This window comes from Kitasatospora sp. NPDC004745 (assembly GCF_042873275.1).
Lineage (GTDB): Bacteria > Actinomycetota > Actinomycetes > Streptomycetales > Streptomycetaceae > Kitasatospora.
On the sequence record NZ_JBIALK010000012.1, the window covers coordinates 110,584 to 136,136 of the forward strand.

The 25,553-nt window shown below is 74.3% G+C and carries 23 protein-coding genes; 10 read left to right on the plus strand and 13 right to left on the minus strand.

Annotation, left to right across the window (positions count from 1 at the left end; all coding sequences use genetic code 11):
• The first annotated feature begins 213 nt into the window (after nucleotides 1–213).
• Nucleotides 214–1,035: an AIM24 family protein gene (locus ACFYUY_RS20660; protein WP_360204862.1), complete on the plus strand. Its 822-nt coding sequence runs from the start codon at nucleotides 214–216 to the stop codon at nucleotides 1,033–1,035.
• Between the two features lie 39 nt (nucleotides 1,036–1,074).
• Entirely contained in the window at nucleotides 1,075–1,590 is a 516-nt protein-coding gene (locus tag ACFYUY_RS20665) for a MarR family transcriptional regulator (protein WP_360204668.1), read from the plus strand.
• A 65-nt stretch (nucleotides 1,591–1,655) separates the two neighbouring features.
• Here the strand turns inward: ACFYUY_RS20665 and meaB are convergent, their stop codons facing one another.
• Both meaB and ACFYUY_RS20675 read right to left on the minus strand, forming a co-directional pair.
• Complete coding sequence (gene meaB / locus ACFYUY_RS20670; RefSeq protein WP_360204665.1) at nucleotides 1,656–2,612, minus strand: methylmalonyl Co-A mutase-associated GTPase MeaB; 957 nt, start codon at nucleotides 2,610–2,612, stop codon at nucleotides 1,656–1,658.
• A gap of 79 nt (nucleotides 2,613–2,691) precedes the next feature.
• Nucleotides 2,692–3,885 carry an acetyl-CoA C-acetyltransferase gene (locus tag ACFYUY_RS20675; RefSeq protein WP_360204663.1) on the minus strand — a complete coding sequence of 398 codons (1,194 nt, stop codon included), beginning with the start codon at nucleotides 3,883–3,885 and terminating at the stop codon, nucleotides 2,692–2,694.
• A 252-nt stretch (nucleotides 3,886–4,137) separates the two neighbouring features.
• Between ACFYUY_RS20675 and mce the strand changes: the two genes are divergently transcribed.
• The 3 genes from mce (at nucleotide 4,138) to ACFYUY_RS20690 (ending at nucleotide 10,812) form a co-directional block, all read left to right on the plus strand.
• The gene (mce, locus tag ACFYUY_RS20680) at nucleotides 4,138–4,581 is read left to right on the plus strand and encodes a methylmalonyl-CoA epimerase (RefSeq protein ID WP_360204660.1); all 444 of its coding nucleotides are present in this window, start codon (nucleotides 4,138–4,140) and stop codon (nucleotides 4,579–4,581) included.
• 520 nt (nucleotides 4,582–5,101) lie between these two features.
• Nucleotides 5,102–9,775, plus strand: a complete 4,674-nt coding sequence (locus ACFYUY_RS20685; RefSeq protein ID WP_387902243.1) for a hypothetical protein — start codon at nucleotides 5,102–5,104, stop codon at nucleotides 9,773–9,775.
• A 107-nt stretch (nucleotides 9,776–9,882) separates the two neighbouring features.
• Nucleotides 9,883–10,812: a cellulose-binding protein gene (locus ACFYUY_RS20690; RefSeq protein WP_360204654.1), complete on the plus strand. Its 930-nt coding sequence runs from the start codon at nucleotides 9,883–9,885 to the stop codon at nucleotides 10,810–10,812.
• A gap of 78 nt (nucleotides 10,813–10,890) precedes the next feature.
• Here ACFYUY_RS20690 and ACFYUY_RS20695 read toward each other — a convergent pair whose 3' ends face one another.
• Complete coding sequence (locus ACFYUY_RS20695; RefSeq protein ID WP_360204652.1) at nucleotides 10,891–11,202, minus strand: hypothetical protein; 312 nt, start codon at nucleotides 11,200–11,202, stop codon at nucleotides 10,891–10,893.
• The gene (locus tag ACFYUY_RS20700; RefSeq protein WP_360204650.1) at nucleotides 11,199–11,996 is read right to left on the minus strand and encodes an alpha/beta hydrolase; all 798 of its coding nucleotides are present in this window, start codon (nucleotides 11,994–11,996) and stop codon (nucleotides 11,199–11,201) included. The genes ACFYUY_RS20695 and ACFYUY_RS20700 overlap by 4 nt, the downstream gene beginning before the upstream one ends.
• 92 nt (nucleotides 11,997–12,088) lie before the next feature.
• Here ACFYUY_RS20700 and ACFYUY_RS20705 point away from each other — a divergent pair, with 92 nt between their 5' ends.
• Both ACFYUY_RS20705 and ACFYUY_RS20710 read left to right on the plus strand, forming a co-directional pair.
• On the plus strand, nucleotides 12,089–13,093 hold the full coding sequence (locus tag ACFYUY_RS20705) for an ABC transporter ATP-binding protein (RefSeq protein WP_360204648.1): 1,005 nt from the start codon (nucleotides 12,089–12,091) through the stop codon (nucleotides 13,091–13,093).
• A gap of 1 nt (nucleotide 13,094) precedes the next feature.
• Nucleotides 13,095–13,862, plus strand: coding sequence for an ABC transporter permease subunit (locus ACFYUY_RS20710; protein ID WP_360204645.1), 768 nt, complete (start codon nucleotides 13,095–13,097; stop codon nucleotides 13,860–13,862).
• 6 nt (nucleotides 13,863–13,868) lie between these two features.
• On the opposite strand, the gene ACFYUY_RS20715 is transcribed toward ACFYUY_RS20710, so the two are convergent.
• Nucleotides 13,869–14,192: an ATP/GTP-binding protein gene (locus ACFYUY_RS20715; RefSeq protein ID WP_360204643.1), complete on the minus strand. Its 324-nt coding sequence runs from the start codon at nucleotides 14,190–14,192 to the stop codon at nucleotides 13,869–13,871.
• 230 nt (nucleotides 14,193–14,422) lie between these two features.
• Here ACFYUY_RS20715 and ACFYUY_RS20720 point away from each other — a divergent pair, with 230 nt between their 5' ends.
• Nucleotides 14,423–15,745, plus strand: coding sequence for an LLM class flavin-dependent oxidoreductase (locus ACFYUY_RS20720; RefSeq protein WP_360204640.1), 1,323 nt, complete (start codon nucleotides 14,423–14,425; stop codon nucleotides 15,743–15,745).
• Nucleotides 15,746–15,822: 77 nt separating this feature from the next.
• Here the strand turns inward: ACFYUY_RS20720 and ACFYUY_RS20725 are convergent, their stop codons facing one another.
• On the minus strand, nucleotides 15,823–16,215 hold the full coding sequence (locus tag ACFYUY_RS20725; RefSeq protein WP_360204637.1) for an SCO5389 family protein: 393 nt from the start codon (nucleotides 16,213–16,215) through the stop codon (nucleotides 15,823–15,825).
• A gap of 480 nt (nucleotides 16,216–16,695) precedes the next feature.
• Between ACFYUY_RS20725 and nucS the strand changes: the two genes are divergently transcribed.
• The gene (nucS, locus tag ACFYUY_RS20730) at nucleotides 16,696–17,355 is read left to right on the plus strand and encodes an endonuclease NucS (RefSeq protein ID WP_030057515.1); all 660 of its coding nucleotides are present in this window, start codon (nucleotides 16,696–16,698) and stop codon (nucleotides 17,353–17,355) included.
• Nucleotides 17,356–17,365: 10 nt separating this feature from the next.
• On the opposite strand, the gene ACFYUY_RS20735 is transcribed toward nucS, so the two are convergent.
• The 5 genes from ACFYUY_RS20735 to ACFYUY_RS20755 form a co-directional block, all read right to left on the minus strand.
• Entirely contained in the window at nucleotides 17,366–19,669 is a 2,304-nt protein-coding gene (locus ACFYUY_RS20735) for an ATP-binding protein (RefSeq protein WP_387902247.1), read from the minus strand.
• A 229-nt stretch (nucleotides 19,670–19,898) separates the two neighbouring features.
• Nucleotides 19,899–20,222 carry an STAS domain-containing protein gene (locus ACFYUY_RS20740; protein ID WP_360204629.1) on the minus strand — a complete coding sequence of 108 codons (324 nt, stop codon included), beginning with the start codon at nucleotides 20,220–20,222 and terminating at the stop codon, nucleotides 19,899–19,901.
• A gap of 395 nt (nucleotides 20,223–20,617) precedes the next feature.
• Nucleotides 20,618–21,487, minus strand: coding sequence for a 3-hydroxyacyl-CoA dehydrogenase family protein (locus tag ACFYUY_RS20745; RefSeq protein WP_360204626.1), 870 nt, complete (start codon nucleotides 21,485–21,487; stop codon nucleotides 20,618–20,620).
• 188 nt (nucleotides 21,488–21,675) lie between these two features.
• The gene (locus ACFYUY_RS20750; protein ID WP_360204623.1) at nucleotides 21,676–22,326 is read right to left on the minus strand and encodes a response regulator transcription factor; all 651 of its coding nucleotides are present in this window, start codon (nucleotides 22,324–22,326) and stop codon (nucleotides 21,676–21,678) included.
• Nucleotides 22,323–23,525 carry a sensor histidine kinase gene (locus tag ACFYUY_RS20755; protein WP_387902252.1) on the minus strand — a complete coding sequence of 401 codons (1,203 nt, stop codon included), beginning with the start codon at nucleotides 23,523–23,525 and terminating at the stop codon, nucleotides 22,323–22,325. The genes ACFYUY_RS20750 and ACFYUY_RS20755 overlap by 4 nt, the downstream gene beginning before the upstream one ends.
• Nucleotides 23,526–23,681: 156 nt before the next feature.
• On the opposite strand from ACFYUY_RS20755, the gene ACFYUY_RS20760 reads away from it, so the two are divergent.
• Nucleotides 23,682–24,275, plus strand: coding sequence for a hypothetical protein (locus ACFYUY_RS20760; RefSeq protein ID WP_360204617.1), 594 nt, complete (start codon nucleotides 23,682–23,684; stop codon nucleotides 24,273–24,275).
• 19 nt (nucleotides 24,276–24,294) lie between these two features.
• On the opposite strand, the gene ACFYUY_RS20765 is transcribed toward ACFYUY_RS20760, so the two are convergent.
• Nucleotides 24,295–24,867: a cob(I)yrinic acid a,c-diamide adenosyltransferase gene (locus ACFYUY_RS20765; protein ID WP_360204614.1), complete on the minus strand. Its 573-nt coding sequence runs from the start codon at nucleotides 24,865–24,867 to the stop codon at nucleotides 24,295–24,297.
• Between the two features lie 113 nt (nucleotides 24,868–24,980).
• Nucleotides 24,981–25,481, minus strand: coding sequence for a DUF2550 domain-containing protein (locus ACFYUY_RS20770; RefSeq protein ID WP_218201846.1), 501 nt, complete (start codon nucleotides 25,479–25,481; stop codon nucleotides 24,981–24,983).
• Nucleotides 25,482–25,553 lie beyond the last annotated feature (72 nt).

A 25,553-nucleotide genomic window follows, 5' to 3' on the forward strand; every position in this document is an offset into this window, starting at 1 on the left:
GACCAGCCGACCCAGCCCGGCTTCGCCGTCCCCCCGCCGCCGCCCCCGGGCTACGGGCCGCAGGGCGGCTACCCGCAGCAGGGCGGGTACCCCCAGCAGGGGGGCTACCCCCAGCAGGGCGGGTACCCGCAGCAGGGCGGCTACCCGCCGCCGCCTCCGCCGCAGCCCCAGCAGGCCTACGCCCAGGAGCAGTTCGGCGGGCCGCAGGCCCCGCTGCCGAGCGCCCACGGGGGCGGCGCCGGCCCGGTGGTGTACGACGCCCACAGCCTGCCGGCGAACGACAACGTCAACCCGTACGCCTTCTCGGTCGACCTGAACGGCTCGTACTTCCTGCAGAAGGGCAAGATGGTCGCCTACTACGGCGACATCAGCTTCAAGGGCGTCGGCGCCGGCGTGCTGGACCGGATGATCGGGCAGCACTTCAACTCGCCGATGCACGCGGCGGACTGGGTGGTCGCCCAGGGCCGCGGCAAGCTGCTGCTGGCGGACCGCGCCTTCGACCTCAACTCCTACGACCTGGACGAGGGCAACCTGACCGTCCGCTCGGGGAACCTGCTGGCCTTCGAGCCGACGCTGCGGCTCAAGCAGTCGATCATCCCGGGCTTCCTCACCCTGATCGGCACCGGCAAGTTCGTCGCCGCCTCCAACGGGCCGGTGCACTTCGTCGAGCCGCCGATCCGGGTGGACCCGCAGGCGCTGGTCGGCTGGGCGGACTGCCCGGCGCCGTGCCACCACTACGACCACGACTACATGCACGGCCTGATCGGCGGCATCCGCCGGCTGACCGGGCTCGGCGGGGCGTCCGGCGAGGAGCACCAGTTCGAGTTCATCGGCGCCGGGCAGGTGCTGCTGCAGTCCAGCGAGAAGCTGATGGCCGAGCGCTCGGTCGGCCAGGTGGGCGCCGAGGCGGGCATCCCGATGGGCGGCGTGCCGTCCCAGCCGGGCGCGGCCGGCCACGGCGGGCACGGCGGGGGCAACCTCAACGTGCCGGGTCTCGGTAACCTGGGCGACCTGGGACGGCGTTTCGGCCTGTAAACTTGTACAAGATTTAACTAAATCGGGTATGCTGTCCCCATGGATGCGCACACGATCGACACCGCGGACACCCCTCCGTCGCAGCCGGAGGGGGAAACCCCCTGGCTGACCGCCAGGGAGCAGCGGATGTGGCGCGCCCACCTGGAGGTCGCCAAGCTGCTGGACTACCAGCTCAGCCGCGAACTCCAGCCGCACAACCTGGCCATCAACGACTACGAGATCCTGGTCGTCCTCTCCGAGGCCCCCGACCGCCGGATGCGGATGACCGACCTCGCGACGGCCACCCTGCAGTCCAAGAGCCGCCTCTCGCACCAGATCACCCGCATGGAGACGGCCGGCCTGGTGCTGCGCCAGGAGTGCCCCGGCGACCGCCGGGGCCTCTACGCCCACCTCACCGAGCAGGGCTGGGACACCATGCAGCGGGTCGCCCCCGACCACGTGCGCAGCGTCCGGGCGCACTTCATCGACCGCTTCACCCCGGAGCAGCTGGACGCCATGTACGAGGCCCTCGCCCCGGTCGCCGAACACCTCCGCGGCCTCCGCGGCCGCTCCTGACCCCTCCCCGACACGTCCAAGGGCGGGCCCGTGCGCGTGCGCACGGGCCCGCCCTTGGACGTGCGTCAGGCCTGGGTCAGGCCGGCGACGAGGCGGTCGGCGGCGCCGTAGGGGTCGAGCTCGCCCGACACCACGCGCTCGGCCAGGCCGGCCAGGTGGCGGTCCCCGTGCAGGTCGCCGATCCGGGCGCGCAGTTCGGCCAGCGCGATCGCCTCGATCTCGTCGGCGGCGCGCCGGCGCCGGCGCGCGGCCAGCTCGCCGTGCTCCTCCAGCCAGGCGCGGTGCTTCTCCAGCGCCTCGACGACCTCGTCCACGCCCTCGCCGCGGGCCGCGACGGTCTTGACGATCGGCGGGCGCCAGTCCCCCGCCCCGCGGGCCTCGCCGAGCCCCAGCATGTGGTTGAGCTCGCGGGCCGTGGCGTCGGCGCCGTCCCGGTCGGCCTTGTTGACCACGAAGAGGTCGCCGATCTCCAGGATCCCGGCCTTGGCGGCCTGGATGCCGTCGCCCATGCCGGGGGCGAGCAGCACCACGGTGGTGTCCGCCTGGGCGGCGACCTCCACCTCGGACTGGCCCACGCCGACGGTCTCGACCAGGATCACCTCGCAGCCGGCGGCGTCGAGCACCCGCAGCGCCTGCGGCGCCGCCCAGGACAGCCCGCCGAGGTGGCCGCGGGTGGCCATCGAGCGGATGAACACCTCGGGGTCGGTGGCGTGGTCCTGCATCCGGACCCGGTCGCCGAGCAGGGCGCCGCCCGAGAACGGCGAGGACGGGTCGACGGCCAGTACGCCGACGCGCTTGCCGAGCCGCCGGTAGGCGGAGACCAGGGCGGAGGTGGAGGTGGACTTGCCGACCCCGGGCGAGCCGGTCAGGCCCACCGTGTAGGCCCGACCGGTGTACGGCGCGAGGGCGGCCATGGCCTCGCGCAGCTCCGGGGCGGCGTTCTCGACCAGCGTGATCAGCCGGGCGACCGCCCGCGGCCGTCCCTCGCGGGCCTGTTCGACCAGCGTGGCGACATCGATCATCAGGAGCTCCTAGCGCAGATGCCGACGGGGCTGCGGAACCGCTTGTGGCGGTCCGCAGCCCCGAAGGTATGTCAGATGATCAGGCCTTCGGAACGCGCACGATGAGCGCGTCGCCCTGACCGCCGCCACCGCACAGCGCGGCCGCACCGACACCGCCGCCGCGGCGCTGCAGCTCCAGCGCCAGGTGCAGCACCACGCGGGCGCCGGACATGCCGATCGGGTGGCCGAGCGCGATCGCGCCGCCGTTGACGTTGACGATGTCCGCGGAGACGCCCAGGTCCTTGGTCGACTGGTGGGCAACGGCCGCGAAGGCCTCGTTGATCTCGATCAGGTCGAGGTCGGAGACCTCCAGGCCCTCCTTGCCCAGCGCGTGCTTGATCGCGTTGGACGGCTGCGACTGCAGCGAGTTGTCCGGGCCGGCCACGTTGCCGTGCGCGCCGATCTCGGCGATCCAGCTCAGGCCCAGCTCCTCGGCCTTGGCCTTGCTCATCACGACCACCGCGGCGGCGCCGTCGGAGATCTGCGAGGAGGTGCCGGCGGTGATCGTGCCGTCCTTGGCGAACGCCGGGCGGAGCCGGGCCAGGCCCTCGACGGTGGTGTCGGCGCGGATGCCCTCGTCCTGGGAGAACAGCACCGGCTCGCCCTTGCGCTGCGGGATGGCGACCGGGACGATCTCGGCGTCGAAGACGCCGTCGGCCTGCGCCTTGGCGGCCCGCTGGTGGGAGGCGGCCGCGATCTCGTCCTGCACCTCGCGGGCGATGCCCAGCCGGGTGTTGTGCTTCTCGGTCGACTCGCCCATCGGGATGTTCTCGTAGGCGTCGGTGAGGCCGTCGTGGGCCATCGCGTCGAGCAGCTCGACCGCGCCGTACTTGTAGCCCTCGCGGGACTTCGGCAGCAGGTGCGGGGCGTTGGTCATCGACTCCTGGCCGCCGGCCACCACCACGTCGAACTCGCCGGCGCGGATCAGCTGGTCGGCCAGCGCGATGGCGTCCAGGCCGGAGAGGCACACCTTGTTGATGGTGAGCGCCGGGACGTTCATCGGGATGCCGGCCTTGACGGCGGCCTGGCGGGCCGGGATCTGGCCGGCGCCGGCCTGCAGCACCTGGCCCATGATCACGTACTGGACCTGGTCACCCGTGATGCCCGCCCGCTCGAGTGCGCCCTTGATCGCGAAGCCGCCGAGGTCGGCGCCGGAGAAGCCCTTGAGGGATCCGAGCAGGCGGCCCATCGGGGTCCGCGCACCGGCAACGATCACAGAGGTGGTGTTGGTCATGGGACGAGCCCCTTCGCACGTCGTGGCCAGGTGAGGATGCGCTCAATGTACTGACCTGCTACCCGCCCGTCACCGGAGCGACGGTGTGATCGAGCGCACTGGCACCCTCCAGTCAACACCGTGTCAACGCGGTCCGGGTGAAACGCGACCGTGTGAGCAGATTCGCACCTCCGGCGCTGGCGCCGCTCAAGACCGATGCGCTGCACTGGTGCCACCGCTTTCCCACCCCCGACCCGCCTCCCGGAGGTCGCCGTGCTGACCCGTATCGACCACATCGGCATCGCCTGCCGCGACCTCGACCGGACGGTCGAGTTCTACCGCTCCACCTACGGCTTCGAGGTCTTCCACGAGGAGGTCAACGAGGAGCAGGGCGTCCGCGAGGCCATGCTCAAGATCAACGACACCGGGGACGGCGGCGCCTCCTACCTCCAGCTGCTGGAGCCGACCCGGCCCGACTCGACCGTCGCCAAGTGGCTGGAGAAGAACGGCGAGGGCGTGCACCACATCGCCTTCGGCACCGCGGACGTCGACGGCGACGCCGAGGCCATCCGGGGCAAGGGCGTCCGGGTCCTCTACGACGAGCCGCGGATCGGCTCGATGGGCTCGCGGATCACCTTCCTGCACCCCAAGGACTGCGGCGGCGTGCTGACCGAGCTGGTCACCTCCGCCCGACCGGGCGCGGACGGCGCCCACTGAGGGCCCCTCGGTGCCGCCCGCCGGGGCCTCCCGGTGCCGCCCGCCAGGGCGGCACCGCCCCGGCCGACGGTCATGACCCGTCAGTAACCTCGCCCGGAGGCCGGAAAACCCCCACGCGGCCATTCCCCCGCCCTGCCGTCCCACTACAATGCCCAGGTGCGCGAAGGCTCCGGGTGACGGAGGCGACGGGCACGGCCGATGACAGGCCCGTCCGCCCCCCGGTGGCCGGCCCGTCGCAGGGGAGTCCAGTACGCGGGCACGGCTGAACCGTCGCAACACGGATCTGTCACCATTCTCCACAAGGCAAGAGTTCGCCCAGGAGTCCACCCGGACGGGGGAACGCGGAACCACCGCGCTTCCACGCCGAGGGCTCCGACGACCGCGGCGGGCGCCCCCGGACAGACCGGCGGGCCGTCCACCGGCTGCGGATGCAAGGAGCCAGTCGGACCGACCCCCGGACAACGGGGACCCCGGACCGGCCGGGTCGAGGACGCGACCAGGAGATGGATGGGACCGCGGAGTGCGGGGCAACGACCGCTACGAGGTTGACGATCACCTCTCCCAGTTCGAGGCCGAGATGGGTCGGACTCGAAAGGAGCGGGACAAAGCAGTCGAGCATGCCGAGGACCTCGCCTACCAGGTGGAGGTGCTCCGGGCCAAGCTGCACGAGTCCCGGCGCATGCTCGCCCAGCCGCGCGCCTTCGACGCCGTCTCCGGCCAGGCCGAGCAGATGCTCCGGACCGCCGAGATGCAGGCCCAGCAGCTGCGCGCCGACGCCGAACGGCAGCTGCGCGACTCCCAGGCCGCCACCCAGCGGATCATGGCCGAGGCCGCCGAGCGCACCGCCCGGCTGGAGGCCGAGCTCACCGCCCGCCGCCGCCAGCTCGAGGACGAGCTCACCGAGCTGCGCCGCACCGCCGAGCAGCACGTCAACGGCTGGGCCGAGCAGACCCGGGCCGGGTCCGAGCAGGAGGCGCAGCGCCTCCTGCAGGAGGCCCGCGTCGAGGCCGAGCGGATGGTCGCCGCCGCCCGCGCCGAAGCCGTCGCCCTCTCCGACCAGGCCCGCGCGCAGACCGCCGCGGACGTCGACGCCGCCCGCGGCGAGGCCCATGCCGCCGCCGAGGCCGCCATCCAGCGCGCCCAGAGCGACGCCGAGCGCCTGCTGCGCGCCGCCTCCGAGCAGGCCCAGCAGGCCGGCGCCCAGGCCGCTGCCGAGGTCGGCGCGGCCCGCGGCGAGGCCCAGCAGCAGCTCGCCGCCGCCCATGCGGCCGCCGAGCAGCAGCTCGCCGCCGCCCGGGCGGAGATCAACCGGCTCAAGGAACAGGCCACCGCCGAGCAGACCCGCGCCGAGCAACAGCTCGCCGCCGCGAAGGCCGAGATAGAGCGGCTGCGCGCGGAGGCGATCGCCGAGGCCGAGCGCACCCGCCGCGAGGCCGCAGAACTCCGTGCCCAGGCCGAGCAGGCCGCCGAACAGCTCCAGGCCGACGCCGAGGCCGCCGCCGAGCGCAAGGTCGCCGACGGCGAGGCCGCCAACGAGCAGCGCTCGCAGACCGCCCGCGCCGAGGTCGCCCGGATGGTCGCCCAGGCCACCAAGGAGGCCGAGGCCATCCGCGCCGAGGCCGCCACCAAGCAGGCCCAGGCGGACGCCGCCAAGGCCGCCGCCGCCGAGGAGAGCGAGCGGCTGCGGGCCACCGCCGAGTCCGTCGCCGGCGAACTGCGCGCCGAGGCCGAGGCCGCGATCGCCGAGCTGCGCGCCCAGGCCGAGCGGGACGTCGCCGAGCTGCGCGCCCTCGCCGAGGCCGAGGCCCAGCGCCTGCGCAACGAGGCCGAGGAGGAGGGCCGGGCGGCCGGCGCCAAGGACGCCACCGTCCACCTCGCCAAGGCCGCCAAGACCGCCGAGGAGGTGCTCGGCCGGGCCGACCGGGACGCCGAGACCGCCCGCACCGAGGCCGCCACCGAGGCCGAGCGGATCCGCACCGAGGCCGCCGCCGAGGCGCAGCGCCTGCGCGAGCAGGCCCAGGCCGCCGTCGAGCAGGCCCAGAACGCCGCCCTGGACGACGCCGCCGCGATCCGCGAGCGGATCGAGCAGATGCAGGACGAGGCGGCCCGGCTGCGGGCCGAGGCCGAGGAGCTGCGCGCCCACGCCGCCGCCGAGGCCGACCGGGTCCGCGGCGAGGCCCGCCGCCAGGCCGTCATGCAGATCGAGGAGTCGGCGAAGAACGCCGAGGAGCTGCTCACCAAGGCCAAGGCCGACGCCGACGAGCTGCGCGCGGGTGCGGCCGGCGAGGTCGAGCGGCTGCGCGAGCAGGCCCAGCAGCAGGCCGCCGAGACCCAGGGCCGGGCCGAGCAGACCCTGGCCCGGGCCCGCGCCGAGGCGGAGAAGACCACCGCCGCCGCCGAGCAGCAGGGCCAGGACGCCCTCGCCGCGGCCAAGGCCGCGGCCGCCGAGAACCGGACCGCCGCCGAGCGCGAGACCGCCGAAATGCGCCGGGAGGCAGCCGAGTTCGACCAGCGGGTGCGGGCCGAGGCGACCGCCGCCGCGGACGCCCTGACCGCCGCCGCGCAGGCCGGCGCCAACGCCGTCCGGGACGCCGCGGTGGCCGACGCCGAGCGCGTGCGCACCGAGGCCGACGCCGAGGCCGTCCGCACCAGGGGCGAGGCCGAGGCCGCCGCCGAGGCGCTGCGCCAGGAGAGCCTGCGCGCCCACGAGGAGGCCGCCGCCGGGCTGCTGCGTGAGCGCGAGGAGACCGCCGAACAGCTGGCCGCGGCGCGGACCGCCCGCGAGCAGGCCGAGCAGGCCGCCGCCGAACTGACCGAACGCACCGCCGCCGAGACGGCCGCCCGCCGCTCCGAGGCCGAGGCGTACGCCGACCGCGTCCGGACCGAGGCCGAGCAGACCGCCACCGAGCTGCGCGAGCTCGCCGAGCGGGAGACCGCCGAGCAGCGCGAGGCCGCAGACCGCGAGACCGCCCAGCAGCGCGAGCTGGCCGAGCGGGAGACCACCGAGCAGCGGGCCCTCGCCGAGCGGGAGACCGCCGAGCAGCGCGAGGCCGCCGAGGCGCACGCCGCCGACGTCCGGGCCGTGGCCGAACAGGCCGCCGCCGAACTGACCGAGCGCACCGCCACCGAGACGGCCGCCCTGCGCGCCGAGGCCGAGGAGCTGCTGGAGAACGCCCGCAGCGCCGCCGAGCAGCGGCAGGCCGAGGCCGCGCGGGACGCCAAGGCCGTCCGCGAGAAGGCCGCCGCCGACCTGACCCTGGCCGCCGAGCAGGCCGAGACGGTCCGCGCCGAGGCCGGCCGTGAGCTGTCCGAGGCCCGCGCGACCGCCGACGGCATCCGCGCCGAGGCCACCGCCGTCCTGGAGCAGGCCCGGATCGACGGCGACGAGCTCGTCGCCGCCGCCAGGGCCGAGGGCGCCGGTCTGGTCGAGGCCGCCGAGGAGGAGGCCGCCGAGGTCCGCCAGTCGGTGGCCGGCATGCACGAGGCCGCCGCGGAGCAGATCGCCGAGCGGAAGGCCGCCGTCGAGCGCGAGGCAGCGGAGGTGCTCGGCCAGGCCGAGCAGGCCGCGGCCGAGCTGCGCGAGCTCGCCGAGCGGGAGACCGCCGAGCAGCGCGAACTGGCCGACCGCGAGACCGCCGAGCAGCGGGCCCTCGCCGACCGCGAGACCGCGCAGCTGCGCGAGCTCGCCGAGCGGGAGACCGCGGAGCTGCGCGAGCTCGCCGAGCGCGAGACGGCCGAGCTGCGGGCCCGCACCGAGGCCGAGACCACCGCGCTGCGCGAGCGGACCGAGCTGGAGCTGGCCGCCGAGCGCGAGGCCCACGAGGCCGAGCTGGCCCACGAGCGCGCCGAGGCCCAGGCCTACGACGAGCAGCTGCGCACCGCGGCCGACGCCGAGCTGCGCGCCGCCCAGGACGCCGCCGACCAGCTGCGCACGGAGGCCGAGAACCAGGCCGTCCGCACCGTGGCCGCCGCCGACGAGCGCTCCGCCGCCCTGGTCGCCGACGCCGAGGAGCTGGCCGCCGCGCTGCGCGCCGAGGCCGAGGAGTACGCGCTCGCCACCCGCACCCTCGCCGACGAGTACGACGCCGCCACCCACAGCCGCGCCGACGCGTACGACGCGGAGACCCGGGAGGCCGCCGAGCAGTTCGACCGGGCCACCCGCGAGCAGGCCAACTCCGTCCTGGAGAAGGCCTTCGCGGACGCCGAGGCGCTCGGCGAGGACGCCCAGACCACCGCGCTGGCCACCACCGCCGCCGCCGAGGAGCAGGCGGACGCGATGGTCGCCGCCGCCCGCAAGGAGGCCGACCGGCTGGTCGCCGCCGGCGAGGCGGCCGGCCAGGGCGAGGTCGAGAAGGGCCGCTCGGACGCCGACGCGCTGCTCGCCGAGGCCCGCCGGGACGCCACCGCGATCCGCGAGCGCGCCGAGGAGCTGCGCGAGCGCACCGACGCCGAGGTCGAGGCGCTGCACGAGCGCGCCCGCAAGGAGAACGCGGCGGCCATGAAGTCGGCCGGCGAGCGGGTGGACGCGCTGGTGACGGCCGCCCAGGAGCAGCTGACCGAGGCCGAGGAGCAGGCGGTGAACACCGTCGCCGAGGCCGAGGACCGCGCCGCGGCGCTGGTCGCGGCCGCCGAGGACCGCGCGAACGAGCTGACCTCGGAGGCGTCCGCGGAGGCCAGCAAGGTCCGGATCTCGGCCGTCCGCAAGGCCGAGGGCCTGCTGAAGGAGGCCGAGACCAAGCTGTCCGACTCCACCGACCGCGCCGAGGCGCTGATCGTCAAGGCCGAGGCCAAGCTGCAGTCGGCCGAGACCGAGGCCGAGGAGCGGCTGGAGAGCGCGGCCGCCGAGGCGGAGAAGCGCCTGCAGGACGCCGACCGCAGTGCGGAGGAGCAGGTCGAGCTGGCGAAGGCGGAGGCGGAGCGGCTGCTCGCCGATGCTCGGGCGGAGGCGAAGCGGATCACCGACGAGGGCCGGCGCGAGCTGGACGAACTGGTGCGCCGCCGCAAGGACATCAACACCGAGATCTCCAGGGTCCAGGACGTGCTGTCCGCCCTGGAGGCCTTCGAGGCACCGTCACCGGTCGCACAGGCAAACGGGGGAAGCAACACCAAGAAGGACGGGGGCGCCAAGGCAGGTGCCGGAATCGGCTCCCCCCGGTCGGGTGGCAATCGCTCCAAGAACGCACCACCCGATTGAGCGGACATTGTCCGCGGGACAACGGCATTTCGCCGTCGACACTCCGGTACCGTGTCAGGATTCCCTCAACCACCTCAGCGGTTTGACGACAGGAAGCCCAGAACCCCATGAGCGACAGTCACTCCCCTCACGGCTTCGACCTGGTGCGCCGTGGGTACGAGCGTGCCCAGGTCGACGAGCGGATCACCAAGCTGGTGGCCGACCGTGACAGCGCACTGACCCGGATCAGCGCGCTGGAGAAGCGCATCGAGGAGCTCCACCTGGAGACCCAGACCGCGCAGGCCGCGGTCACCGAGGCGGAACCGTCCTACGCCGGTCTCGGCGCCCGGGTCGAGAAGATCCTGCGCCTCGCCGAGGAGGAGGCCAAGGACCTGCGCGACGAGGCGCACCGCGCCGCCGAGCAGCACCGCGAGCTCGCCGAGGCCGCCGCCCAGCAGGTCCGCACCGAGGCCGAGAACTACGCCAAGGACCGCAAGGCCAAGGCGGAGGACGAGGGTCTGCGGATCGTCGACAAGGCGAAGAGCGACAGCGCCCAGCTGCGCGCCGAGGCCAACAAGGACGCCCAGAACAAGCGCGAGGAGGCGGACGCCCTCTTCGAGGAGACCCGCACCAAGGCCGCCCAGGCCGCGCTGGAGTTCGAGACCAACCTGGCCAAGCGCCGCGAGCAGTCCGAGCGGGACCTCGCCGCCCGTCAGGCCAAGGCCGAGAAGCGCCTGGCGGAGATCGAGCACCGGGCCGAGCAGCTGCGCCTGGAGGCCGAGAAGCTGCGCACCGACGCCGAGCGCCGCGCCCGCCAGACCGTCGAGACGGCCCAGCGCCAGTCCGAGGACATCGTGGCCGACGCCAACGCCAAGGCCGACCGGATCCGCAGCGAGTCCGAGCGCGAGCTGGCGGCGCTCACCAACCGCCGCGACAGCATCAACGCCCAGCTGACCAACGTCCGCGAGATGCTGGCGACGCTGACCGGCGCGGCCGTGGCCGCCGCCTCGCTGCCGGGCGACGACACCATGGGCGTGCCCGCCCAGCAGTCGCGCTGACGCCGTGTCCCGCACCCCGCGGGACGACGACAGGCCCTCACCCGCCCGGGTGAGGGCCTGTCGTCGTGTGCGGCTTCATCACCTCGGGTAGGCCCCGTCGGGCCGCTGGTGCCCGCTGCTGAGCTGGTTGCCCTCGTCGTCGGAGACGGTGCCGAACCACGAGGTGCACCAGACCGAGACCGAGTCGGGCCAGTACTGCACCTCGAACGGGTGACCGGATCCGTGGTCGCCGTAGGAGGTGACGATGAAGGTCTCCCCCGGGCGCAGCCAGTAGTCCTCGCCGAGCGGCTCCAGGGTCAGTTCGACCAGGCCCTCGCCCCGGTTGGTCACGGGCATCCGGCCGGTCACCTCCAGTGCGGAGAAGTCCCAGCCGGCCGAGTCGTCCCTCATCCGGCCGCCACCCGGGCCAGCAGCTTGCGGACGGCGGCGTCGAACGCCTCCGGCGCCTCCAGCGCGCTCAGGTGACCCACCCCGGGGATGACGGTCAGTTCGGCGTCCGGGCGGGCCCGGACCATCAGCTCGGCCTCCTCCGGCGCCACCAGGGCGTCCTGCGCGCCCGCGACGACCGCCACCGGCACCCGAAGCCCGGCGAGCACGTCCAGGGCGTCCGGGCGGGCCGCCATGGCCCGCTGGGCCCAGGCGACGGCGGCCGGCGCAGCGGCGGCGACGAGCGCCTGGACCCGCTCCACCAGGTGCCGCGAGTCCGGGCCGAGCTGCCCGGCGGCCACCTCCTCGTCGAGCAGCAGCTGGACGCTGGCGCGGGCCGTGACGGCGGCCGCGATGCGCTCCCGGTTGGCCCGCACCGCGTCGGTGTCGGCGGTGGCGCGGGTGTTGGCCAGCAGCAGGCCGGCCAACCGCTCCGGGTGGCGGCGGGCGAAGGCCAGCGCCGCGTAGCCGCCCATGGAGAGCCCGCCGACCACCGCCCGGTCGATGCCGGCCGCGTCCAGCAGCAGCGCGAGGTCGTCGGCCACCAGGTCCAGCGAGGGCTCGTCGGCGCCCAGCTCGGTGCCGCCGAAGCCGCGCTGGTCCGGGGCGATCACCCGGGCCTCGTCACCGGTGCGACCGGGCAGCGCGTCCAGTTGGGCGGACCACATCGAGGCGTTCAGCGGGAAGGCGTGCAGCAGCACGAGTGGGGTTCCGGTACCGCTCTCGCGGACCGACACTGCGGAGGGGAGCTGGGTCATGGGCCCACCGTATTCCGGCACGCCCGGCGGGCCCACTCAGCGGGCCGCGATATCCCCTTTGTCCTAGCCTGACTGAGAGTAAGGGAGCGCGAATGATCGAGTTGCACGACCTGACAAAACGTTACGGCAAGACACTCGCGGTGGACCGGCTCAGCTTCCGGGTCCCCCAGGGCGTGGTGACCGGCTTCCTCGGCCCCAACGGCGCCGGCAAGTCGACCACCATGCGCATGATCCTCGACCTCGACCGCCCCACCGGCGGCCGCGTCACCATCGACGGCAAGCGCTACGGGCAGCTCAGCGAGCCGCTCAAGTACATCGGCGCGCTGCTGGAGGCCAAGGCCGTCCACCCCGGCCGCACCGCCCGCGACCACCTGCTCTGGCTCGCCCAGAGCAACCGGATCCCGGAGCGCCGGGTGGACGAGGTGCTCGGCCTGGTCGGCCTCACCCCGGTCGGCCGCAAGCGGGCCCGCGGCTTCTCGCTCGGCATGGGCCAGCGCCTGGGCATCGCCTCGGCGCTGCTCGGCGACCCGGAGATCGTGATGTTCGACGAACCGGTCAACGGCCTCGACCCGGAGGGCATCCTCTGGATCCGCAACCTGATGAAGCGGCTCGCCTCCGAGGGCCGGACGGTCTTCGTCTCCTCGCACCTGATGAGCGAGATGGCCGTCACCGCCGACCACCTGGTGGTCATCGGCCGGGGCCGGCTGCTCGCGGACCTGCCGATGCCGGAGTTCATCCGCCGCAACTCCCGCTCCGCCGTGCGGCTGCGCAGCCCGCACCCGGAGCGTCTGCTCGACGTCCTGGCCGACGCCGGGATCCGGCACGAGCCGGGCCCGGAGGGCTCCTACGAGGTGGTCGACGGCGATCTCGCCAGGATCGGCGACCTGGCGGCGGCGCACGGCGTCGTGCTGCACGAACTCAGCCCGCAGCAGGCCTCGTTGGAGGAGGCGTTCATGCAGATGACGGCCGACTCGGTGGAGTACCACGCGGGTGACGGCCCGGGCCGCGACGCGGCCGGCGCGCCCGGCACGTGGGGTGCCGGGTGGAAGGCGGACGGCGCCCGGCAGGCCGCGGCGGCCCGGCAGGAGGAGAACTGAGATGACGTCCTTCCCCGCGATCCTGCGCTCCGAGTGGACGAAGATCCGCAGCGTCCGCTCGACGGTCTGGACGCTCGCGCTGGCCTTCGTCGTCACGGTCGGCATCGGTGCGCTGCTGTCCCTGCTCACCAACAACAACTTCTCCGAGTTCCGGCGCAACGAGGAGTCCCCGTTCGACGCCACCGGCACGGCCTTCTCCGGCATCATGCTCGGCGAGCTCGCCATCATCGTGTTCGGCGTGCTGGCGATCGGCAACGAGTACAGCAGCGGCATGATCCGGGTCACCCTGGCGGCCGTCCCGCAGCGCGGCACCCTGCTGGCAGGCAAGGCCGCGGTGCTCGGCGGACTGGCCCTGGCGGTCTCGCTGGTGACGGCCTTCGTCACCTTCTTCGTCGGCCAGTCGCTGCTCGGCTCGCACTCCACCGGCCTCGGTGAACCGCACGTGCTGCGCGCGGTGTTCGGCGCCGCGCTGTACCTGACGATGCTCTGCCTGTTCTCGGCCGGCGTCACCACGATGCTGCACAACCAGACGCTCGCCCTGGGCGTGCTGGTGCCGTTCTTCTTCCTGCTGTCGCCGATCCTCTCGGCGGTGCCGAAGGTCAAGACGCTGGCCCACTACTTCCCGGACTACGCGGGCTCCCGGATGCTGCTGGTGTACGAGCAGCACGGCCAGCCGTACGGGCCGTGGGCCGGCTTCGCGATCTGCCTGGCCTGGACGCTCGCGGCCCTGCTCGGCGGTGCGCTGGTGCTCAAGAAGCGGGACGCCTGAACGGGTTCAGTAGCGGGGGGCGCCGCGGCCGCGCAGCACGTTGGAGGCCCGGCGCTCGCGCGCCCCCCAGCAGGCCCGGTGCCAGTGCCGACGGTCGTCCACGCCGGCGCCGTGCATCGGCCAGGCCACCACGTGGCCCACGCCGGGCGGGATCTCCTGGTCGCAGCCGGGGCAGCGGTAGTGCCGCCCGGCCGTCCCGGCCACCGTCTGGACCACCCAGTCGTCGCCCTGGTAGCTCTCGGTGCGGCGCAGCGATCCGCCGAGCGGTGCGGCCGGTTCGGCGCTGTCGCGGGGGTCGGCGGTCTTGATCCGGTTGCGGCGCGGCGACACGTCGGCATACCTCTCTTCCGGGGGGATCGGGCCGTTCCAGCCTACGGCCGCCCGGCCCTCCCGGAGGCCTCTATCACGGCATCGCCCGGTGGTCCCGGGTTTTTGCCGAGATCCACCCGATCTTCGGGGAAATTCGGGTTTCCGCGTGCCGTTGGCACATGACATCGGATACCCACGAGGGGAACAGGCGGGGCCCGCAAACCCTGCGTGCACCCGAGGAGGCCCCATCCATGACCAAGACCAGCGCCCGCGCCGAGACCCGTCGCCCCGTCGGGGTCCGGCCGCCCGCAGCCGGCGCGGCCCTGACCGCCGTCACCCCGGTGGCGGCCGCCGGCGAGCCGTTGCCGCTCCCCCAGCGGGCCGGCGCGCTGCCGGCGGACACCGCTCCGGTACGGGTCGGCGCGTTCCTGCTGTCCGCGCAGTTCCCCGGGCAGACGCACGGCGAGGTGCTGGACCGCACCGTCCGGGCCGCCGTCGAGGCCGAACGGGCCGGCCTGGACAGCGTCTGGCTGGCCGAGCACCACTTCGTCCCGTACGGCGTCTGCCCCAATGCGGCCACGATGGCCGGGCTGCTGCTGGGCCGGACCCGCCGGATCGGTGTCGGCACGGCGGTGAGCGTGCTCTCCACCACCCACCCGGTGGCGCTCGGCGAGCAGGCCGCGCTGCTGCACCTCACCTCCGGCGGGCGGTTCACGCTCGGGGTGGGCCGCGGTGGGCCGTGGATCGACCTGGACGTGTTCGGCAGCGGTGTGGAGGCCTTCGAGAACGGCTTCGCGGAACGGCTGGAGCTGCTGCTGCGCTGGCTGCGCGGCTCCCGGGTGGGCGCGGACGGCCCGCAGTTCTCCTTCCCCGAGGTGGCGGTGGTGCCGCGGGCCGCCGAGCCCCTGCGCCGGTCGGGCCTGGGGAGTTGGCTCGGCCTCGGCGAGACCGCCGGCCCGGTGCGCCTGCCGCGCCAGCGCCAGGACGTCGAGGGCCTCGGCGGTGAGGGCCCCGGCGAGGAGCTGACCGCGTCCGGGCGGCCGGTGGCGGGGCCGCCGGTGGTGGTCGCCTGCACCTCGCCGGGCGGGGTGCGGCTCGCGGCCGAACGCGGCCTGCCGATGCTGCTCGGCATGCACTCGGGCGACGAGGACAAGCTGCAGATGCTGGAGCTGTACCGCACCGCCTGGCTGGCCGCGGGGCGCAGCGAGGAGCAGCTGCGCCGGGTCGGCCGCCAGCACGTCGCGGCCGGGGTGGCGCAGGTCGACGACCGCACCTCGGCGGCGAGGGCCACCCTGCTGAACGCGATGCCGGGGTGGTTCGAGTACGGGCTCGGCGCCCACCGCACCGTGGACGGCCGGGAGCGCAAGATGCGCGATCCGCGCCAGTACACCGAACTCCTCTGCGACCTGCACGCGGTGGGCACCCCGCGGCAGTGCGCCGACAAGCTGCTGGCCACCGCCGAGCGGACCGGCATCCGCCGCTTCGCGCTGCTCGCGGAGGGCAGCGGGGACAACGAGGCCACCCTGCACAACATCGCCCGGCTCGGCTCCGAGGTGCTGCCGCAGCTGGCGTGAGCCCGCCCGGGCCGCCTCCCCTCCCCCCGCACCGGGGGACGGGGGCGGCCCGACGGCGTGCCCGGTCCTGCGACCGGTCAGCAGTCCCGGAGTTCCTCGGACTGGTTCAGCAGCTGCTCCCGGACCGAGGTGAAGCGGGTGTGCCGCGCCTCGTTGGCCTCCGACGGCAGGAAGACCGCCACCCGGTGACAGTTCTGGAAGGCCAGCCGCACCCCGAAGTGCCGCTGCAGGGCACCCCGGATGGCGTCGCTGGCGAGCGCGCGCAGGAGCTGGCCGCGGGCCTGCTCGCTGGGCGGCGGTACCTGGTTGTCGGCGAAGTCGGTGCCGTCGACCTTCGCCTGGGCGACCAGCGAGCTGATCAGGTCCCAGGCGTACGGCAGGGAGACGCGGACGCAGTCGACGAATTCCCGCTCGTCGACCTCGCCCCGCTCGGCCTTCTCGAGCAGGGCCGGTGAGACGTCGAGCGACATGGGTTCTCCTCTCGCGGTCCACCCGTGCGGCGCCCGGGTGGTCATGCGTAGTCCAAAGCTCACAGTGAGGGTGGGCGGTCGCGCGTGGTGTCCGGAACACCGTGGGACGGGAGTTTCCGGCACCCGGGCGAGGGCGGTGGCGCAACGGGACGTGACGCCCCGAACACCGACCGCGCTCAGAACAGCGTGGCAGTCAACGGCGGACCGGGTCGGTCATTCCTGGGGATTGCTTGGGAAATACGCCGTGGTGCACCAGATTGGCCGGATCCCGTCGGATCGTTCATCTGAAGTCTCCATCCCCGTTGACAGCGATCCCGCAAGCGTGCCGTCACACACGGTAGCTACCCCAGGGTGCGGGCGCCAGACCGCGGCGTGCGGTACCGGGATTGCCGAACCTCCATGTTCGCGGGGTTCGCGGTTTCTTCACCCGGTCGTCGTGGAATCGCATCAACTGGCCCCGGTGGGCTAGCGTGGTCGACCGTGCGTCTCGTAATTGCCCGCTGCTCAGTCGACTATGCCGGTCGGCTCTCCGCCCATCTGCCCTCCGCCACCAGGCTCATCCTGGTCAAGGCCGACGGCAGCGTCAGCATCCACGCCGACGACCGCGCCTACAAGCCGCTCAACTGGATGTCCCCGCCGTGCGCCCTCAAGGAGGCCGACGGGGTCTGGACGGTGGAGAACAAGGCCGGCGAGAAGCTCATCATCACGCTGGAGGAGGTGCTGCACGACTCGTCCCACGAGCTCGGGGTCGATCCGGGCCTGATCAAGGACGGCGTCGAGGCGCACCTCCAGGAGCTGCTCGCGGACCGGATGGAGGTGCTCGGCGCCGGCTGGTCGCTCATCCGCCGCGAGTACCCGACCGCGATCGGCCCGGTCGACATCCTCTGCCGCGACTCCGACGGCGCCACGGTCGCCGTCGAGATCAAGCGCCGCGGCGAGATCGACGGCGTCGAGCAGCTCACCCGCTACCTCGAACTCCTCAACCGGGACCCGCTGTTGGCCCCGGTCAAGGGCGTCTTCGCCGCGCAGGAGATCAAGCCCCAGGCCCGTGTGCTGGCCACCGACCGGGGCATCGGCTGCGTGGTGCTGGACTACGACGAGCTGCGCGGCATCGACGACGACAAGCTCAAGCTGTTCTGACCGGTCACCCCTACGGCGGGCTCGTCGTCCCCGTCGGGCTCGCCGTACCGGACGGGCTCGGCGTTCCGCTCGGACCAGCGGTGGGCGGCGAGGACGGCGTGCCGGTCGGGCTCGGCGAGCTCGAACTGCTCGACGGCTTCGGCGGCCCGGGCGTCGGGCCCCCGCCCGGCTGCGGACCGGTCGGCGGGGCCGGCGGCTGCGACTGACCGGGCGTCGGCTGCTGGGACGGCGGCTGCGACGGCTGCGCGCTCTCCGAGGCACTGCTGCTCGGCCCGCGGCTCGGCTTCCGGGAGGGCGACGCGCTCGGGGAGCGGGACGCACTGCCGCTCGCCGAGGGCTCCGGGCTGGTCCCGTCCGCCGCCGGGCTGCTGCTCGCGTCCGTCCCCGTCGCGCCGGGCGTGGCCGGGGAGCCGCTGGTGTGCGGCACCGGCAGCGGCGCGTCCTGGGCCCCGCCGGGCTCGTCGAGCCGGCTGTGCGGGTCGTTGCCCTGGTGCTGCTCCGGCCCGGTGGCGCTCAGCGCCACCGCCGTGGTGAGCGCCCCGAGCGCGAGCACGGCCGCCGACGCGGTGATCACCCGGCGCCGGCGGCTGGCCCGCAGGCGCGACGGCACCTTGTTGGCGATCGCCCGGATGACGGGTCGCCGGGTGGGCGCGGGGGCCGGCGCCGCCTCCAACTGCCGCCCGTCGGCACGCAGCAGGTCCAGCATCCGGCGCGCCGCCGCCACACCGCGCTGCTCCCCGGCGGTGGCCCGCAGGGTGAGCGCGGTCTCCAGCTCGGCCATCGCCCTGGACGGCTCGCGGACGCAGAAGGCGTGCACGCCCGACTCGTGGTGGAACCAGGCCTGGTCGGTCGCCGAGCCGGAGCGGCGGGCCGCCTCCAGCCCCAGTTCCAGGACCCGCTCCCAGGCGCCCCAGCGCAGCGAGAGCGCCAGGGCCGGCGCGGCGGCCCTGGCCAGCCGCACCACCGCCTCGTGCCGCCCGGCCTCCCGGTCGGCGAGCAGGACGCCGATCAGCACCTCGGCCTCGGCCGCGACCTGCTCCAACGACACCGAGCTGTGGCCGACCCACCAGGCGAAGTGCTGGGCGGCGCCGTCCAGACAGCCGCGGGCCGGCCAGTGCGGGGCGAGCAGTTCGAGCACCCCGGCGGTCAGCCGGTGGTGCCCGCCGATGGACACCGCCAGTCCGGCGTCGACGAGTTCGGCGAGCGCGCTCTCGGCCTGCCCGACGTCGATCAGCGCGGGCAGGTGCGGTGCGGTGGGGCACTCGCCGCCGAGCGCCACGGCGAGCCGCAGGACGGCCTGTGCGGGCTCGCTCAGCCCCTCGGCGAGCCGGACGGCGGGCGAGGCGGTCTCGGCGACGGAGGGCAGCGGGACGGTCCGCCGCAGCTCGTTCTCGCGGACCGCCGGGTCGGGGTCGTGGACGGGCTCCTCGACGGCGCCGAAGACCCCCATCCGGTCCTCCTCGGCGGCGACCAGGGCGTCCACCGAGACGTCCCGCTGGCGCAGCAGTGCGGCGGCCTGGACGAAGCGCAGCGGCAGGCCCTCGGACTCGAACCAGAGGTCGACCGCCCAGGCCTTCTCGGCGACGTCCAGCGGCCGGCCGGCCTGCCGGGCGGAGAGCGCGAGGCAGGCTGCGCGGGAGAGCCCGGCGACCAGGTGGTCCTGCAACCGGGAGCCGATCGGCAGCGCCGCGCTGCCGGGGGCGACGCAGACCAGGAAGGCGCAGCCGGGGGCGGCGGCGAGCAGCTCCTCCAGTTCGGCGGCGGACTGCTCGGCGTCGTCGACGACCACGATCGCGCGGACCTCGGCGAGGTGGGCGGCCGACTGGCCCGGGTCCGGCCGGAAGCCGGGGGCGTGGTGGGTGGCCGCGAAGAGGTCCTGGAGGAGGTCCGCGGGGGTGCGGCGGTGTCCGCAGAGCTGGACGACGCCACCGGGGGCGAGGTCGGCCGCGGCTTCGGCGACGGCCGACAGCAGCGCGCTGCGGCCCGAGCCTGCCTGGCCGACCAGGCGTATCGAGCGGCCCTCGGCGAGCAGGCCGAGGAGTTCGGCGATGTCGGCCTCGCGGTCGAGCAGCGGCAGGTCGGCCGGGCCGGTGCCGAGGGCGAGCGGGCCGACCGCGCGGCCGACGCCGCCGACCGGGCCGCGCGCGGGCTCGCTGCGTTCGATCCGGCGCGGGCGGGGGCGCCACTCCTCGGGGCAGGGTCTGAACTCGGAACCGTCCGGGGCGCCGACGCCGACCAGCAGGCCTCCGGAGACCAGTTCGCCGCCCCGGGTGCGGACGGCCTCCTGCCGGAACTCCCCGGTTGGCTGTGCCACGTTCTGCTCCGCCTCGTGCTCGGCCGCCGGCGCCCGCTCCGGCCGGCTGACGTCTCGGTCGCGGCCGCGCGCGGGCGTGGGGGCAGTCGTGCGGGAAGCAGTCGTGCCGGGGCGGCCGTCGTTTCTGACGGGCAGACTCTCGCACATCCGGGCCCGCCCGTGCAGGGCGGACCCGTGCGGGGACCGTGCGGGAACCGGAGGACGACCCCGCGCGGGGACCGTGCGGGAACTAGAGGACGACCCCGTGCGGCTCGGCGATCCCGCCGTCGACGGCCAGGATGCGGTGCAGTTTGGTGGCCACCAGCAGCCGTTGGAGCTGGGCCGGAACGGAGCGGAGCACCAGGCGTCGGCCGATCCGGCCGGCCCGGCGGTGGGTGCCCATGATGACGCCGAGTCCGGTGGCGTCCCAGAACTCCAGCCGGGCGAGGTCGAGCACGAGGTCGCCGAGGCCGCCGTCCACGGCCTGGTGCAGCTGGACGCGCGCGTCGGCGGCGGTGCGCACGTCGAGGCGGCCTTCGATGGCCAGCGCCGTGTGGTCGCCGGTGATGCGCATGCTCTCCTCCTTCGCCTGGCTGGCCCGGTACGGGATGGTTCCGCCCCGGCCGTGCCGGTCCGGGGGTCGCAGGGGTCCGTCCGGGCGGATCGCGGCCGGTGGGCCGCTCGGCTCGCGCGCCGCGCCCGGGCCCGGTCGGAATGCCGGGTTCCCCCTCATCTGACGGCGGATCAGCATCGCGGGTTGCTGGTTCCGGTCAGATCTGAAGCAACTTCACTCGTCCGAGGGAATATACGCAGGAAGTCTCCACACCTACGCTCGATTACCGCCCAAATCACCCGTCTGCGGCACCCGGCGTGAGGAAACTCACCCGGCCCCGAGCGGCCGGGTCGTACGATGCTCCGACCGCACGGCCCGCCCGCTCGCCCGGCCCGTGGTTCAGGCGCGGCGACGGCTCACTTGCCCGGGTACGGGTAGAACCCGCGGCCGCTCTTGCGGCCGAGGTCGCCGGCGGTGACCATGCGCGCCATGATCTCCGGGGCGGCGAACTTCTCGTCCTGGGTCTCCTCGTAGATGTTGCGGGCGGCGTGCAGCAGGATGTCCACGCCGGTCAGGTCGGCGGTCTCCAGCGGGCCCATCGGGTGACCGAAGCCGAGGCGGCAGGCGGTGTCGATGTCCTCGGCGGTGGCCACGCCGGACTCGTAGAGCTTGGCGGCCTCGACGACCAGGGCGGTGATCAGCCGGGTGGTGACGAAGCCGGCCACGTCGCGGTTGACCACCACGACGTCCTTGCCGACGCCCTCGGCGAAGGCCCGGGCGGCGGCCAGCGTCTCGTCGCTGGTCTTGTAGCCGCGCACCAGCTCGACCAGCTTCATCAGCGGCACCGGCGAGAAGAAGTGCACGCCGACGACCGACTCGGGGCGCTGCGTGGCGGCGGCGATCCGGGTGATCGGGATGGCGGAGGTGTTGGAGGCCAGCACCGCGCCGTCCTTGGCGAGCTTGTCGAGCTCGCGGAAGACGCCCTCCTTGACCTCCAGCTTCTCGAACACGGCCTCGACCACGATGTCGGCCTCGGCGACGGCGCCCAGGTCGGTGGTGGTGGTGATCCGGCCCAGCGCGGCCTCGGCGTCCTCGGCGCTCAGCCGGCCCTTGGCGACGAACTTCTCGTAGGAGGCGCGGATCCCCGCGAGACCCCGCTGCAGCGCCTCCTCGGTGACGTCCCGCAGCACCACCGGGTGACCGGCCTGCGCGGACACCTGGGCGATGCCGGCACCCATCAGGCCGGCACCGATCACGGCGATCTGCTTGCTGGACGCATTGCTCATGGCTGGGTCTCCCGATGCCGTCGCCGCCCTGGGGGCGGGCCCTGAAGGCGGCTCAGGGCAGGGGTCACCGCCGCAGGAGCCGCGTCGCTCGTTGCCCGGACTCTAATGCCGAATCCGCCCCCGTGGTGGCAATCGGGAGTGTGATCTGTGACCGACCTGGTCGGTCGAACCAGATGCTCCCCGGCTCGTCAGACGGTCAGTCCGAGGTCCTGGGCGAGGATCGCCGCCTGCACCCGGCTGCGCAGCCCCAGCTTCGCCAGGATCCGGCTGACGTGCGTCTTGGTGGTCGCCTCCGCCATCTCCAGCCGCGCCGCGATCTCCCCGTTGGACATCCCGGCCCCGAGGCAGGCCAGCACCTCCCGCTCGCGGGGGGTCAGCCCGGCCACCGCGCCCCGGGCCTCCGGCGCCACCGGCCGCTCAGGGCGGGCGAAGGCCCCGATCAGCCGCCTGGTCACCGAGGGCGCCAGCATGCCGTCCCCGCGCGCCACCGTCCGGACGCCCTCGACCAGGGTGTCCGCCTCCAGGTCCTTCAGCAGGAAGCCGGCCGCGCCGGCGCGCAGCGCGCCGTAGACGTACTCGTCCAGGTCGAAGGTGGTCAGCACGAGCACCTGGGCGGCTCCGGCGTCGACCACCCGGCGGGTCGCCGAGACGCCGTCCAGGCGGGGCATCTGCACGTCCATCAGCACCACGTCCGGGCGCAGCTCCAGCGCCATCCGGACGGCCTCCTCGCCGTCGGCCGCCTGCCCGACCACCTCGACGTCCGGCTCCGCCCGCAGGATCATCACCAGCGCCGCCCGCACCGCGGCCTGGTCCTCGGCCACCAGCACCCGGATCGTCATTCCCGTCCCTCCGTCCGCCCGTCGCGCGGCAGCACCGCGCGCACGCTCCAGTACCCGTCCCGCGGCCCGGCCTCGAAGCTGCCGCCGAGCAGCCCGGCCCGTTCCGCCATGCCGACCAGCCCGGCCCGGGCCCCGGGCAGCGCACGGCCGGCCCCGCCCCGGTACGGGCTGTCCACGGCGATCGCCAGCTCCGCGGGGCCGAACTCCAGCCGCAGGCTGACCAGCCCGGGGCCGGCGTGCTTGAGCGCGTTGGTCAGCGACTCCTGGACGATCCGGTACGCGGCCAGGCCGACCGGTACCGGGACGTCCCCGCGCTCGCCCTGCTCGGTCAGCTCGAAGTCCAGCCCGACGGCGTGGCCGGCCGCCCGGGCCTTGGCCAGCAGCGCGTCGACCGCGGCCAGGTCCGGCGCCGCGTACGACTCGTCCGCCTCGCCCCCGCCGCTGTCCCGCAGCAGTCCGATCATGCGGCGCATTTCGGCCAAACCCTGGACGCTGTTCTCCCGGATCACCGCCAGCACCTCGACCAGCGGATCGTCGGCGGCCAGCCGCCGGCGCCGGGCCACCGACTGCGCTCCCGTCGCGTGGATCGCGATCGCGGACAGGTGGTTGGCCACCACGTCGTGCAACTCCCGTGCCATCCTGGCCCGTTCGGCCACCACCGCCTCGCGGCGGTCCATCTCCGAGAGCAGTGCGGTCTGTTCGGCCCGCAGCCGTTCGGCCTCCGCCTCCTGCCGGTGCTTGCGCACCACGTCACCCGTCCACACCGGCGCCAGGAAGACCAGCGAACTGACCACCGCGACCAGCAGCCCGGCCGAGGTGCCCTGGTAGACCGCCGTCAGCGTGGCGAGCACCAGCACCGTGGACCCGCCGGTCAGGTGCAGCACCCGCGACATCCGGCGGTTGCCGTAGATCACCGCCGCGTACAGCAGGTCGGTGTACATGATCAGGGTCGCCAGCAGGCTCCCCGCGAACAGGCTCGCCACGAAGGCCAGACCGCCCACCGACACCGCCAGCACCGGCCTGGTCCGCCGGACCAGCTCCAGCCCCGCCATCACCAGCATCGGCGGCAGCACCGCCCACAGCGGCACCCGGTCGGCGCGGTCGTACACCCCGAAGGCGATCAGCACCGCGCCGCCGACCAGCCCGCACAGGGCGATCAGCCGGTCAAGCAGGTGCGGGGGCAGGGAAGGTCGCGGCACACCCCCATCCCACCATCCCGGACGGCCCGCCCGGCTCCGGTGCGGGGAGGAGCCGGCTACATCGAAGGATGCAGTCGGGGACGGCACCCGGCGACGACGACACGGCCGCGCACCCCCGCGAGGCTGGGGACACCGCCGACCGACCGGGAGCAGAACGTGATCATCACCCTCATCGTCGCGGCCGAGGTCTCGTGGTGGATCGTGCTCGGCCTCGCCCTCGCCACCCGCTACCTGCTGCGGTGGCGCCGCGCCAGCACCGCGCTGCTGCTCGGCCTGCCGACCGTCGACCTCGTCCTCTACGCGCTCGCCGTCCTCGACCTGCGCGGCGGCGCCACCGCGAGCTGGACGCACGCTCTCGCGGCGAGCTACACCGGGTTCTCCGTCGGCTACGGGCCCTCCCTGGTCCGCTGGGCCGACCAGCGCTTCCAGCACCGCTTCGCCGGCGGCCCCGAGCCGCTGCCCGCGCCCAAGTACGGCCCCGAGCGGACCAGGCACGAGTGGCGGATCGCCGGCCGCACGGTGGTCTCGGCGGCGATCACGCTGGGCCTGATCACCCTGCTCGTACCGCTCTCCGCGGGCTCCGCGCACTTCGGCACCTTCACTCAGTGGTACGTGAAGCTGGGCATCGCGGCCGTCGTCAACCTCGTCGTCGCCGGCTGCTACTCGGTGTGGCCGAAGGAGGCCCCGGCCGGCGTCCTGGTGGTCGACGGCCGGGCGGTCGAGCGGCCCGTCCCGGAGAAGCGGCCCTGAGGCGCTCCGCCCGTCGTCGTCAGCGGTTCTCGCCGGGCACCCAGAGCACGTCGCCGCGCTCCTTGTTGGCCGCGCGGGCCAGGATGAACAGCAGGTCGGAGAGGCGGTTGAGGTACTTCGCGGTCAGCGGGTTGACGGTGTCGCCGTGCTCCGCGATGGCCGCCCAGGTGGACCGCTCGGCCCGCCGCACCACGGTGCAGGCCAGGTGCAGGTGGGCCGCACCGGGGGTGCCGCCGGGCAGGATGAAGCTCCTCAGCTTCTCCAGCTGCGCCAGGTAGTGGTCGCAGTCCCCCTCCAGCCGGTCGATGTACGACTGGAGCACCCGCAGCGGCGGGTACTGCGGGTCCGGCACGACCGGCGTGGAGAGGTCCGCGCCCACGTCGAAGAGGTCGTTCTGGATCCGGACGAGCACGGCCACGACGTCCTCGGGCAGCGCGCCCGCGGCCACCGCCACCCCGATCGCCGCGTTGGCCTCGTTGGCGTCGGCGTACGCCACCAGCCGCGGGTCGGTCTTGCTGGTCCGGCTCATGTCGCCGAGCGCGGTGGTGCCGTCGTCGCCGGTACGGGTGTAGATGCGCGTCAGATTGACCATGCGGACACCCTAGCCCCGGACGTTAGGCCGCGTTAACTCCCCCAGCCGTCGCTCCGCGACGGTGACTCCCCGGCCTCCGGCCGGGAGGTACCCCCACCCCGAGGGTCTCGTCGCTACGCGACGTTGACCCTCTGCCCGGGCGGGGCGGCTTCGAGCCAGGCGAGGAAGCCGGTGAGCGCGTCCTCGCTCATCGCGAGCTCCAGCGGCGCCCCGTTGTGCAGGCAGCGCAGCACCACCGAGCCGGAGAGCAGCGCGAGCTCCTCCTGGCCCTCGGGGTAGCGCCGGCCGAGGACCTCGATCTCCCGGCGGGGCAGCACCTTGCGGGGGCGGGGGGCGTAGGAGAAGACCCGGAACCACTCGATCGAGTCGCCGCTGTAGCGGCCGATACCAAAAACCCACCCCTTGCCGTCGGTCTGGGGGACCGGGGCCGAGGTGGGTTTGCCGTTCTCGTCGAGGTCGGGCTGCGTCGAGGCGTCGGCGGGCATTTTGAGGCGGTAGCTGCAGTCGAACGTGCCACCGACGCGCTGGATCAATCGGCGGCGTACCGCGAACGCCACCAGGCCGATCACACCCAGTGCCACGACCGCCGCACACACCACAAGCGCGAGGACCATGCTCACCTACCTCCTCGCTACCCGCGTTCCCCGTATCGGTCGTATCAAGCGACCGCGTTGACCTACCAACTA

Bases quoted from the DNA above. Each gene is read 5' to 3' on its own strand.
- ACFYUY_RS20740 (WP_360204629.1), bottom strand. From the start codon at position 20,222: ATGCGCATCACCGGCGACCACACGGCGCTGGCCATCGAAGGCCGCCTC.
- ACFYUY_RS20765 (WP_360204614.1), bottom strand. From the start codon at position 24,867: ATGGTCAATCTGACGCGCATCTACACCCGTACCGGCGACGACGGCACC.
- ACFYUY_RS20690 (WP_360204654.1), top strand. From the start codon at position 9,883: ATGAGCGACAGTCACTCCCCTCACGGCTTCGACCTGGTGCGCCGTGGG.
- ACFYUY_RS20700 (WP_360204650.1), bottom strand. From the start codon at position 11,996: ATGACCCAGCTCCCCTCCGCAGTGTCGGTCCGCGAGAGCGGTACCGGA.
- ACFYUY_RS20695 (WP_360204652.1), bottom strand. From the start codon at position 11,202: ATGAGGGACGACTCGGCCGGCTGGGACTTCTCCGCACTGGAGGTGACC.
- ACFYUY_RS20705 (WP_360204648.1), top strand. From the start codon at position 12,089: ATGATCGAGTTGCACGACCTGACAAAACGTTACGGCAAGACACTCGCG.
- ACFYUY_RS20710 (WP_360204645.1), top strand. From the start codon at position 13,095: ATGACGTCCTTCCCCGCGATCCTGCGCTCCGAGTGGACGAAGATCCGC.
- meaB (WP_360204665.1), bottom strand. From the start codon at position 2,612: ATGATCGATGTCGCCACGCTGGTCGAACAGGCCCGCGAGGGACGGCCG.
- ACFYUY_RS20675 (WP_360204663.1), bottom strand. From the start codon at position 3,885: ATGACCAACACCACCTCTGTGATCGTTGCCGGTGCGCGGACCCCGATG.
- ACFYUY_RS20665 (WP_360204668.1), top strand. From the start codon at position 1,075: ATGGATGCGCACACGATCGACACCGCGGACACCCCTCCGTCGCAGCCG.
- ACFYUY_RS20725 (WP_360204637.1), bottom strand. From the start codon at position 16,215: ATGTCGCTCGACGTCTCACCGGCCCTGCTCGAGAAGGCCGAGCGGGGC.
- ACFYUY_RS20750 (WP_360204623.1), bottom strand. From the start codon at position 22,326: ATGACGATCCGGGTGCTGGTGGCCGAGGACCAGGCCGCGGTGCGGGCG.
- ACFYUY_RS20770 (WP_218201846.1), bottom strand. From the start codon at position 25,481: ATGGTCCTCGCGCTTGTGGTGTGTGCGGCGGTCGTGGCACTGGGTGTG.
- ACFYUY_RS20720 (WP_360204640.1), top strand. From the start codon at position 14,423: ATGACCAAGACCAGCGCCCGCGCCGAGACCCGTCGCCCCGTCGGGGTC.
- ACFYUY_RS20745 (WP_360204626.1), bottom strand. From the start codon at position 21,487: ATGAGCAATGCGTCCAGCAAGCAGATCGCCGTGATCGGTGCCGGCCTG.